General features: G+C 67.1%; 12 protein-coding genes. 2 read left to right on the forward strand and 10 right to left on the reverse strand.

The genetic code is table 11. From position 1 onward, the window contains the following. Nucleotides 1-557, forward strand: a 557-nt coding sequence (locus G3N92_RS25660) for an MFS transporter (RefSeq protein ID WP_206130397.1), incomplete at its 5' end; no start/stop codon positions are given. A gap of 78 nt (nt 558-635) precedes the next feature. On the opposite strand, the gene G3N92_RS25665 is transcribed toward G3N92_RS25660, so the two are convergent. Continuing rightward, nucleotides 636-938 carry a hypothetical protein gene (locus G3N92_RS25665; protein WP_206130398.1) on the reverse strand — a complete coding sequence of 101 codons (303 nt, stop codon included), beginning with the start codon at nt 936-938 and terminating at the stop codon, nt 636-638. 354 nt (nt 939-1,292) lie between these two features. Between G3N92_RS25665 and G3N92_RS25670 the strand changes: the two genes are divergently transcribed. Further along, nucleotides 1,293-2,123 carry a putative type VI secretion system effector gene (locus G3N92_RS25670; protein ID WP_241015020.1) on the forward strand — a complete coding sequence of 277 codons (831 nt, stop codon included), beginning with the start codon at nt 1,293-1,295 and terminating at the stop codon, nt 2,121-2,123. Nucleotides 2,124-2,185: 62 nt separating this feature from the next. On the opposite strand, the gene rng is transcribed toward G3N92_RS25670, so the two are convergent. The 9 genes from rng to upp form a co-directional block, all read right to left on the reverse strand. After that, a complete protein-coding gene (gene rng, locus G3N92_RS25675; protein ID WP_206130399.1) occupies nt 2,186-3,655 on the reverse strand; it encodes a ribonuclease G in 1,470 nt (489 codons plus the stop codon). An 8-nt stretch (nt 3,656-3,663) separates the two neighbouring features. Continuing rightward, a complete protein-coding gene (locus tag G3N92_RS25680) occupies nt 3,664-4,308 on the reverse strand; it encodes a Maf family protein (protein ID WP_206130400.1) in 645 nt (214 codons plus the stop codon). 41 nt (nt 4,309-4,349) lie between these two features. Next, nucleotides 4,350-4,820 (reverse strand): 23S rRNA (pseudouridine(1915)-N(3))-methyltransferase RlmH, encoded by a 471-nt coding sequence (gene rlmH, locus G3N92_RS25685; protein WP_206130401.1) that lies wholly within the window; start codon nt 4,818-4,820, stop codon nt 4,350-4,352. A gap of 42 nt (nt 4,821-4,862) precedes the next feature. Beyond that, on the reverse strand, nt 4,863-5,309 hold the full coding sequence (rsfS, locus tag G3N92_RS25690) for a ribosome silencing factor (RefSeq protein WP_206130402.1): 447 nt from the start codon (nt 5,307-5,309) through the stop codon (nt 4,863-4,865). A 1-nt stretch (nt 5,310) separates the two neighbouring features. After that, nucleotides 5,311-6,036: a nicotinate-nucleotide adenylyltransferase gene (locus G3N92_RS25695; protein WP_206130407.1), complete on the reverse strand. Its 726-nt coding sequence runs from the start codon at nt 6,034-6,036 to the stop codon at nt 5,311-5,313. Nucleotides 6,037-6,064: 28 nt separating this feature from the next. Next, complete coding sequence (gene hemF / locus G3N92_RS25700; protein ID WP_206130403.1) at nt 6,065-6,991, reverse strand: oxygen-dependent coproporphyrinogen oxidase; 927 nt, start codon at nt 6,989-6,991, stop codon at nt 6,065-6,067. Nucleotides 6,992-7,131: 140 nt separating this feature from the next. Continuing rightward, a complete protein-coding gene (gene purD, locus G3N92_RS25705; RefSeq protein WP_206130404.1) occupies nt 7,132-8,409 on the reverse strand; it encodes a phosphoribosylamine--glycine ligase in 1,278 nt (425 codons plus the stop codon). Between the two features lie 107 nt (nt 8,410-8,516). Further along, nucleotides 8,517-9,245 (reverse strand): YebC/PmpR family DNA-binding transcriptional regulator, encoded by a 729-nt coding sequence (locus tag G3N92_RS25710; protein WP_206130405.1) that lies wholly within the window; start codon nt 9,243-9,245, stop codon nt 8,517-8,519. A gap of 350 nt (nt 9,246-9,595) precedes the next feature. Then, the gene (upp, locus tag G3N92_RS25715) at nt 9,596-10,246 is read right to left on the reverse strand and encodes a uracil phosphoribosyltransferase (RefSeq protein ID WP_206130406.1); all 651 of its coding nucleotides are present in this window, start codon (nt 10,244-10,246) and stop codon (nt 9,596-9,598) included. Nucleotides 10,247-10,470 lie beyond the last annotated feature (224 nt).

Genomic DNA, 10,470 nt, shown 5'->3' on the forward strand with positions numbered 1-10,470 from the left:
TCGCCACCTACACGCTGATCCTGCCGCTCGCCGCCGGCCGCTTCGGCGCGAGCGCCGCGCAGGGCGGCGTGGCGTTGCTGGTGTTCGGCGTGACCGGGATCGCCGGCAATCTCGTCGCGCAGCGCCTGTCGCTGCGGCATTCGGCCGATCGGCTGCTGACGGTCGTGATGCGCACCATGGCGCCGGTGTTCGTCGCGATCGCGCTGCTCGGCGCGGCCGCCTGGGCCGACAGCCTGCGCCAGGCCGCGTTGCTGGCGCTGCTCGTGGTGTGGGCGCTGATGCAGGATCTGTTCTATCCGTCGCAGTTGCGGCGCGTGGTGGCGCTCGAACCGGACTATCGCGGGATGACGATCGCGCTCAATTCGTCGGGGATCTTTCTCGGCATTTCGCTGGGCGCGGGGATCGGCGGGCGGGTGGCCGATCACGTCGGGCTCGGGGCGCTGGCGATCGTGTCGGCGGGGCTGACGGTGGCGGCGTTCGCGGCGTTGAGGCTGTCGCAGCGCCATGCGGCGCGGGGCGATTCGGCACGCGTGGCGTGCGGCGCGGCGGCGCGTTGACGCGTTTCAGGCACGGAAGCGGCGCGGCCGGCGTTCGATCGCGAGCGCCGGCCGCTTGGCTTTGGCGTGGTGCGAGGCTCAGTAGCCGTGCGTGACGAGCGACAGCACCGACAGATCCGGATGCGAGCCGTCGACGATCATGCCGCCGACCCGTTTCGCGTCCTGAATTGCCTCGTCGGCGGTGGCGAAGCTTTCTTCTCCGTTCGGGTGAAACGGCACCGTGTGCCCGGGCAGCGCCGGGCTCGCGCCCGGATGGCAGACATAGCCGATGTACGTATGCCGGTTCGCCACCGCGGTGGCGGGCTGAACCGTGACGTGGATTTCGTAGCCTTCGTAGGGGATCGATTCGATCCGGGGCGGGACCTCGAGCGTTGCCGTCATGATGGCCTCCGTGTCGCCGCGGACGATGCGTGGGTGTCACGCGCCGGGCCCGCGAAACGCTGCGTTGAGGCTTTCATTCTAGGTGAGGAAACGGGGGGCGTGATGCGGACGAGTCGAGCTTCCGGAAAATTCCATCGAATTGACGATGTCGTTGGAATCGATCCCAAGTTTTGTAAGGGATGCCATCCTTCAGAGAGAAAATCAGGCCGCTAGAGGCCGTACAAGAAGATGGGTAACGAATGCGTGCAACCGATTTGAGTCGGAACGACCGGCTGATCGAGGCGGGTATCCCGTCGCTGCCGGATACCCGGCAAGTAAGATGAAGAGCAGGAAGCGGCATTCGGCACGGCCACGATGAAGGCGATGCAATGGCGAATTGGGAACTCTATGGATATTGTCAAAGGTGCGATTGCCAATCTCACGATCAGGCGGCGCAGCCGGGATTTCGTGATGAGTGAAATGCAGCATCGAATGATGGAAACCACGGCCGTCGGCGCCGCGGGCCTTGGCATGGGGGCGCAGGCGATCGGCTTGCTGAACATGTCGTCGAACGCCGAAGAGGATGCGGATTGGGTCGAATTCGAATTGGGCGGTCAGCCGATGAAAGGGTGGCTATGGAAAATGCCGATGCTGAATGGCGACGAGGTGGAGGTGGCGGCTGAAAAAATGCAGGGCGATGTTTTCACCGTATTTTCGATACGGCGCCCGAGCGATGGCGTGGTGGCTGTCTACCCGCATGCGGCATCTGGCCGGGTGGCGAAGTATCTGAGCATCATGAAAATGATGCTGATCATTTTTGCCGTCGTGTATTGTATTTTTTTCGTATTCTTTTTATACGATGTGAAAAAAGAAGAAGTTCGGGATGTGATCGAATATCTCTTGATCACCGGGGCCTGCGCGCTTTTTGTGCGCCTGGATATTGTTCCATCTTGCCTATCGGAAATTGCGAGGCTTCTCGGTGTTGGCCGAGTTGATATTCTCGTGTTACGGGTGGCGGGATGTCGCCAGGCTCGATCTGGCCAGAGAGTCGAAAAGAGGGAAGCCCGAAAAACGCGCCGCCGGGTACGGCGTGCACTATTTCATGTACAAACCCGCCGAAGGCCCGCAATGATGCATCCGATTCGAATCGGGCACGACACCGATCACGGCGGCACGGCCACCGCGCGCGCCGCGGCTGCCATTTGAATTCGAGCCTGACCTGACGCGGGCGATAGTGCCGATCGCCGCACGCCGGTCAGGCTGCCGGCTCACATCAGCACGATGTCGTACTGCTCCTGGCTCAAATTCGATTCGACCTGCAGCGACACCGGCTTGCCGATGAAATCGATCAGCATCGCCAGATGCTGCGATTCCTCGTCGAGGAACAGATCGATCACCTCTTGCGATGCGATCACGCGGAATTCGCGCGGGTTGAACTGCCGCGATTCGCGCAGGATCTCGCGCAGCACGTCGTAGCACACCGTGCGCGGCGTCTTGACCTGCCCCTTGCCGTGGCAGGTCGGGCACGGCTCGCACAGCACATGCGCCAGCGATTCGCGCGTGCGCTTGCGCGTCATTTCCACGAGCCCGAGCTGCGAGAAGCCGTTCACCGTCACGCGCGTGCGGTCGCGCGACAGCGCCTTCTTCAACTCGCCGAGCACGGCGTCGCGATGCTCGGCGTTTTCCATGTCGATGAAGTCGATGATGATGATCCCGCCCAGATTGCGCAGCCGCAATTGCCGCGCGATCGTATGCGCGGCCTCGAGATTGGTCTTGAAGATCGTGTCGTCGAAGTTGCGCGCGCCGACGTAGCCGCCCGTGTTGACGTCGATCGTCGTCATCGCTTCGGTCTGGTCGATCATCAGGTAGCCGCCCGATTTCAGATCGACGCGCCGCGACAGCGCGCGTTGGATCTCCGATTCGATGTTGTACAGATCGAACAGCGGCCGCTCGCCGGTGTAGTGATGCAGCCGCGCGCTCACGGCCGGCGTGAATTCGCGCGCGAACGTGGACAGCCGCGCGAACGTCTCGCGCGAATCGATCTGGATCTTCGAGGTGTCGTCGTTCGCGAAATCGCGCAGCACGCGCTGCGCCAGGTCGAGATCCTGGTAGAGCAGGCTGGTGGCCGGCAGCCGCTGCGCCTGCGCGACGATGGTCGCCCAGGTCTTGCGCAGGTAGGTCACATCGGCGCCGAGTTCCTCGCCGCTGGCGTCCTCGGCGATGGTCCGCACGATGTAGCCGCCTTTCTCCTCGGCCGGGATCACGGCCGTCAGCCGCGCCCGCACGGCCTCGCGCTCGGCCTCGCTCTCGATCTTCTGCGAGATGCCGATATGCGGCTCCTGCGGCAGATAGACCAGCGTGCGCCCGGCGATGCTGACCTGAGTGGACAGCCGCGCGCCCTTGGTGCCGATCGGATCCTTGATCACCTGCACCATCAGCGTCTGGCCTTCGAACACGATCTTCTCGATCGGCGGATGCGGCACGCTGCCGTGCGGATCGCCGGGCGGGCGCGGCTGCCAGATGTCGGCCACGTGCAGGAACGCGGCGCGCTCCAGGCCGATGTCGATGAACGCCGATTGCATGCCGGGCAGCACGCGCACGACCTTGCCGAGATAGATGTTGCCGACCCGGCCGCGCGACAGCGTGCGCTCGACATGAAGCTCCTGCACCGCGCCTTGCTGCACGAGCGCGACCCGCGTTTCCTGCGGGGTGAGATTGATCAGGATTTCTTCGTTCATGGCGGGGCTCAGAAAACGACGCGCGCCGCGCGCAGCAGCGCGGCGGTTTCAAATAGGGGCAGACCCATGATACCGGAATGCGATCCGTCGATCCGCTCGACGAACTCGGCCGCGCGGCCCTGGATCGCATATGCGCCGGCCTTGCCGAACGGCTCGCCGCTCGCCACGTAGCGCGCCAGCGCCTCGGCGCCGACCGGCCCGAACTGCACGGTGGAGCGCGACAGCGCCGGCATCAGCGGCGTGCCGTCGGCGTCCACCACGGCCAGCGCGGTCAGCACTTCGTGGGTGCGGCCGGCCAGGCGCGCGAGCATCGACAGCGCGTCGTCGGCGGTGGCGGGCTTGCCGAGGATGGCGCCGTCGATCGTCACGGTGGTGTCGGCCACCAGCACGGGCGCGGTGGGCAGGGCGCTGGTCACGAGCCGGGCGCGCGCCGCATCGGCCTTCGCGGCGCACACGCGCACCACGTAGTCGGCCGCCGATTCGCCGGGCAGCTCGGCTTCGAGCGCCTCGGCGTCCTCGTCGGGGCGCGGCAGCAGCAGCTCGAAGCCGACGCCGAGCTGGCGCAGCAACTCCTGCCGGCGCGGGCTCTGCGACGCGAGATAGACGAACGGGTAGGTCGTGTCGGGCAGGAGGCGGCGATCGGACATCGTCATGGTTCTCGTGGTGGGCGCATGACGGTCGCGAACGCGGCGCGTCATGCGCGGTGGTAGGGGTGATTCTGCGTGATGCTCCACGCGCGGTAAAGCTGCTCGGCGAGCAGCACGCGCACCATGCCGTGCGGCAGCGTGAGGCTGGAGATCCGCAGCAGCATGTCGGCGCGCGCCTTGAACTCGGGATCGAGCCCGTCCGCGCCGCCGATCACGAACGCGACGTCGCGCCCGTCCTGCTGCCAGCCCGGCAGCGCCTGCGCGAGCTGCATCGAGGTCCAGTCGCGGCCGCGCTCGTCGAGCGCGACGATGCGCGCGCTCTTCGGCAGCGCCGCTTCGATCCGGATCTTCTCGGCCGCCATCACGCTTTCGGCGCTGCGGCCGCCCGAACGCAGCTCGGGCTTGATCTCGCGCAGCTCGATACGCAGCTCGGGCGGCATGCGCTTGGCGTATTCGTCGAACCCGTCCGACACCCAGCCGGGCATCTTGTGGCCGACGGCGACGATATGCAGCTTCATGGGCGCGAACTCAGTGCCAACGCTTCACGGGATGCGCGCAACTCAGCTGCGGCGCAGATGGCCCTTGCGGGCCGGCTTGGCGGCCGGTGCATCTTCGCCGTCCTCGTCTTCCTCGCCGTCGGATGCCTTGGCGAGGCCGGCGCTGCCGGCCAGCTTCATGCGCACCGGCTTGTCGCCCCAGATTTCCTCGAGGCGGTAGTACTGGCGCAGGGCCGGCTGGAGGATGTGGACCACGGCGTCGCCGCAGTCGACCAGCACCCATTCGCCGGTGTCCTCGCCTTCCGAGCTGACGATGTCGCCGCCGGCTTCCTTGACCGATTCGCGCACGCTGTTGGCGAGCGCCTTGGTCTGGCGGTTCGAGGTGCCGCTCGCGATGATCACGCGGTCGAACAGCTCGGTGAGGTGGCTGGTGTTGAACACCTTGATGTCTTGCGCCTTGACGTCTTCGAGGGCGTCGACGATCACGCGCTGCAGTTTGCGAATATCCATGTCAGGAATGGTAGAGACGATGTTGAAGAATATAGGCCCAGACGGCGGCCGGCACATGCTCGGCCTCCGCGTCGGGGACTTGCGCGCGCCGCGCGATGCATTCGCGCAGGTGCGTGCGGATATCGGTGGCGGCGATATCGAATGCGAGCGTGGTGTCCACCAGCACGCGGCCGGCCGGGCTCGATTGCAACGCGGCCGCGTCGGCGCGGCGCGCCGCGATCTGGGCGGCCACCACGGGCGGCGCGGCGCTCAGGTCGAAGCCCGGGCGCGTGGCGACGCACACGTGCGCCAGTTCGAACAGCAATTTCCAGTCGCGCCAGGTGTCGAGCCGTACCAGTTGATCGGCGCCGATCACGAACGACAGCGACGCCTCCGGACCCACCCGCTCGCGCCAGCGCGCCAGCGTTTCGGCCGTGTAGGTGGCGCCGGTGTGCTCGATCTCGTCGGGCGCGACGGTGATCGTCACGCCGGGCCGCGCCAGCGACGGCGCGGCGGCGCGCGTCATCGCGAGGCGATGCTCGGCCGCCGACACGTCGCGCTTCTGATAGGGCTGGCCGGCCGGCATCAGCACCAGCTCGGTCAGCGCCAGCACGTCGGCGAACCGCCGCGCGAGCGCGAGGTGGCCGTCGTGGATCGGGTCGAACGTGCCGCCCAGGATGGCGATCCGGTGCGGCAGCGGGTTCGGTCGGGCTTGAGTGTCCAGAACGCGTCCTTTGCTTACGGTCAGGGCCTTGGGTTCACGATGGGCGCGCGGCTTACAGCCAGTCGCGCGGCACCAGGAAATCGCTGTAAAGACGCGCTTCCGGCGTGCCCGGTTCGGGCTGCCAGTCGTAGCGCCAATGGGCGGCGGGCGGCATCGACATCAGGATCGACTCGGTGCGGCCGCCGCTTTGCAGGCCGAACAGCGTGCCGCGGTCGAACACCAGGTTGAACTCGACGTAGCGGCCGCGCCGGTAAGCCTGGAACTCGCGCTCGCGCTCGCCGTACGGCGTGTCGCCGCGGCGCTCGCAGATCGGCAGGTAGGCGCCGAGGAACGCGTCGCCCACCGCCTGCATCATCTCGAACGACCGCTCGAAGCCCGGCTCCGAGAGATCGTCGAAGAAGATCCCGCCGACGCCGCGCGTTTCGTTGCGGTGCTTGAGGAAGAAATACTCGTCGCACCAGGTCTTGAAGCGCGGGTAGTACGTGTCGCCGAACGGCGCGAGCGCATCGCGGCAGGCCGCGTGGAAATGGCGCGCGTCGTCCTCGTAGCCGTACACGGGCGTGAGATCCATGCCGCCGCCGAACCAGAAGATCGGCGCTTCGCCGGCCTTGGTGGCCACGAACATGCGCACGTTCATGTGCACGGTCGGGCAATGCGGGTTGCGCGGATGCAGCACGAGCGACACGCCGAGCGCCTCGAAACCGCGGCCGGCCAGTTGCGGGCGCGCCGCGCTGGCCGACGGCGGCAACGCGTCGCCCGACACATCCGAAAAGCCGATGCCGGCGCGCTCGAAGAACCGGCCGCCTTCGAGAATGCGCGTGCAGCCGCCGCCGCGCAGGCGCTCTTCCGGGCCGCGCCGCCAGGCGTGCGTCGCGAGCGGCGCGCCGTCGAACGCGCCGAGCGCGTCGGCGATGCGGGCCTGCAGGCCTTCGAGATAGGCGCGAACGCGGTTGGCGTCGATATTCGATTCGGTGGTCATGACGTCGGAAAGAGGGCGCGGCTCGCTCGGGAGCCGGTTGCCGGGATTGTAGACCTTCCGGTCCGGATGCCCCGGCGCCGGGGCGGCGCACCATGAAAAACGCCGCCCGGCGCACGCGCACCGGGCGGCGGCAAGCACGTTCAGCCCAGCTTGCGGTTCAGCGCGCGATGGCCGATGTCGCGGCGGTACTGCATGCCTTCGAAGTTGATCTGGTTGATCGCGTCGTAGGCGGCCTGCTGCGCGCCGCGCACCGAATCCGACAGCCCGACCACGCACAGCACGCGGCCGCCCGACGTGACGAGCTTGTCGCCGTCGTGGGTCGTGCCGGCGTGGAACGTGACCGAATGGCCGTTTTCCTCGGGGATGTCGTTGATGCGATCGCCCTTGCGCGGCGAATCCGGGTAGCCGTGCGCGGCCAGCACCACGCCGAGCGCGGTGCGGCGGTCCCATTCGAGCTCCACCGTGTCGAGCGTGCCCGCGATCGCCTGCTCGACGACCTTCGAGAAATCGCTCTTCAGGCGCGCCATGATCGGCTGCGTTTCCGGGTCGCCCATGCGGCAGTTGAACTCGAGCGTGCGCGGGTTGCCGTCCTTGTCGATCATCAGGCCCGCATACAGGAAGCCCGTGAAGCGGATGCCGTCGTTCTCCATGCCGCGCACCGTCGGCATGATGATTTCGCGCATCACGCGCGCGTGCATCTGCGGCGTGACGATCGGCGCCGGCGAGTAGGCGCCCATGCCGCCCGTGTTGGGGCCGCGGTCGCCGTCGAGCAGGCGCTTGTGATCCTGGCTCGAGGCCAGCGCCAGCGCATGCTTGCCGTCCACCATCACGATGAAGCTGGCTTCCTCGCCGTCGAGAAATTCCTCGATCACGACGCGCGCGCCGGCATCGCCGAGCTTGTTGCCCGACAGCATCATGTCGACGGCGTCATGCGCTTCTTCCAGCGACATCGCCACGACCACGCCCTTGCCGGCGGCCAGGCCGTCGGCCTTGACCACGATCGGCGCGCCCTTGGCGTCGAGGTAGGCATGCGCGGCGGCGGCGTCGGTGAAGGTTTCGTACTCGGCCGTGGGGATGCCGTGGCGCTTCATGAACGCCTTGGCGAAATCCTTCGAGCTTTCGAGCTGGGCCGCTTCGCGGGTCGGGCCGAACACCTTGAGGCCGCGCTGACGGAAGTGGTTGACGATGCCGGCCGCGAGCGGCGCTTCCGGGCCGACCAGCGTGAACGCGACCTGCTCGTTCTCGGCGAAATCGGCCAGATCGTCGAGCGAGGTCAGATCGATGTTTTGCAGGCGCGCATCCTGCGCGGTGCCACCGTTGCCGGGCGCAACGTAGACGGTCTGAACGCGCGGCGACTGGGCGAGCTTCCAGGCGAGCGCATGTTCGCGGCCGCCGGAACCGACGACGAGTAGTTTCATGGGAATCCCCGCAGACTAGAAAATAGGGCGGCCGGCGCGCATCGAGCGGGCCGGCCGCGGTACCTGGCGGTGGCCGCCTTTCACCCGAAAGACGGACCGGTTCGCGTTCATTCGTCGCCGATGACCGCGTTCGTGTAGACCTCTTGCACGTCGTCGAGATCTTCGAGCACGTCGAGCAGCTTCTGCATCTTCACGGCGTCGTCGCCGGAGAATTCGATTTCGTTCTGCGGCTTCATCGTGACTTCGGCGAGTTCGGCCTTGAAGCCGGCCGCTTCCAGCGCGTCCTTCACGGTGGAGAAGGCCTGCCAGTCGCACAGCACTTCGATGCTGCCGTCTTCGTTGGTGTTCACGTCGTCGGCGCCGGCTTCGAGCGCGGCTTCCATCAGCGTGTCTTCCGAGGTGCCCGGGGCGAACAGGAACTGGCCGACGTGATCGAACATGAACGCGACCGAACCGTCGGTGCCCATGTTGCCGCCGTACTTCGAGAACGCGTGACGGACTTCCGCGACGGTGCGCACGCGGTTGTCGGTCATGGTGTCGACGATGATCGCCGCGCCGCCGATGCCGTAGCCTTCGTAGCGGATTTCCTCGTAGTTCGCGCCGTCCGCGCCGCCCACGCCGCGATCGATCGCGCGCTTGACGTTGTCCTTCGGCATGTTCGCATCGGCGGCCTTGTCGACCGCGAGACGCAGACGCGGGTTCGAATTCGCGTCGCCGCCGCCCAGGCGTGCCGCCACCTGGATTTCCTTGATCAGGCGCGTCCAGACCTTGCCACGCTTGGCGTCGGCCGCTGCCTTCTTATGCTTGATGTTGGCCCATTTGGAATGACCAGCCATACCCGTTCTCCGTCGCCCGCGCGATGCGGCGGGCGTGTCTTAAGCGATGTGTTGCGGTGCGCCGAATGGCGAAGCCGCGAGATGTCGATGAATTCGCGATTGCGCCTGCGCGCGCGATGCCGGCGGCAGGCCCGGACGGCCCCTGACGGGCGCCGGACGCGAAGCACGCGATTTTACCATGCGGCGCAACCCGAACCGGTGCGTCTGCGTGCAAAGGGCCAGGCGCGATGGCGCGGAGAATCGGGGAGGGATCGAAGCGAGGGCGTGCGGCGTGCCGGCCGGCAAGGGGTGCGGGGGCGGCTGCGCGCGCCGGGCGGGCCCGGCACGCGCGCGATCCGGCCGGCGGCGGTTCAGTTCTTGGTGCCGAACAGGCGGTCGCCGGCGTCGCCGAGGCCCGGGATGATGTAGGCGTGGTCGTTCAGGTGCGAATCGAGCGAGGCGACGTAGACCTTGACGTCCGGGTGGGCGTCCTGGAACACCTGGATGCCTTCGGGCGCGGCCACCAGCGCCAGGAACGCGATCCGCTCGCCCGGCACGTTGCGGCGCTTGAGCACGTCGACGGCGTGCACCGCCGAATAGCCGGTGGCGATCATCGGGTCGCACAGGATGAAGTTGCGGTCTTCCAGATCGGGCAGCCGCACCAGGTATTCGACCGGGCGGTGATCGTCGGCGCGGAACACGCCGATATGGCCGACCCGCGCCGACGGCACCAGGTCGAGCAGGCCGTCCGACATGCCGATGCCGGCGCGCAGCACCGGCACGATGGCCAGCTTCTTGCCGGCGATCACGGGCGCGTCGATCTCGACCAGCGGGGTGGCGACCCGTTTGGTGGTGATCGGCAGATTGCGCGTGATTTCGTAGCCCATCAGCATCGTGATCTCGCGCAGCAGCTCGCGGAACGTGCGCGTGGACGTGTCCTTGTCGCGCATGTGGGTGAGTTTGTGCTGGATCAGCGGGTGATCGAGGATAAATAGGTTCGGAAAGCGGCTGTCCTGGGTCATGACGGGCGGCAGAAAACGGTGCGTGGAGATCGGGGAGCGGCGCAGGTCGCGCGGCCGGTGCCGCAAGTTTACCGAAGATGGCCGGCGCGATCCGGATATTATCGACCTCTCTCGCGCGGCGGCCCGGCCGGCGGGCTCGGGGCGGCAGCGGCGCGGTTTCGCCGGCAGATCGGAAGAGCTTCGTGGACGGTCAGAGTGCTGGTTGCAGTGTAGGACGTGGTGGG

The sequence above is a fragment of the Burkholderia sp. Ac-20379 genome (assembly GCF_017104645.1).
Taxonomy (GTDB): Bacteria; Pseudomonadota; Gammaproteobacteria; order Burkholderiales; family Burkholderiaceae; genus Burkholderia.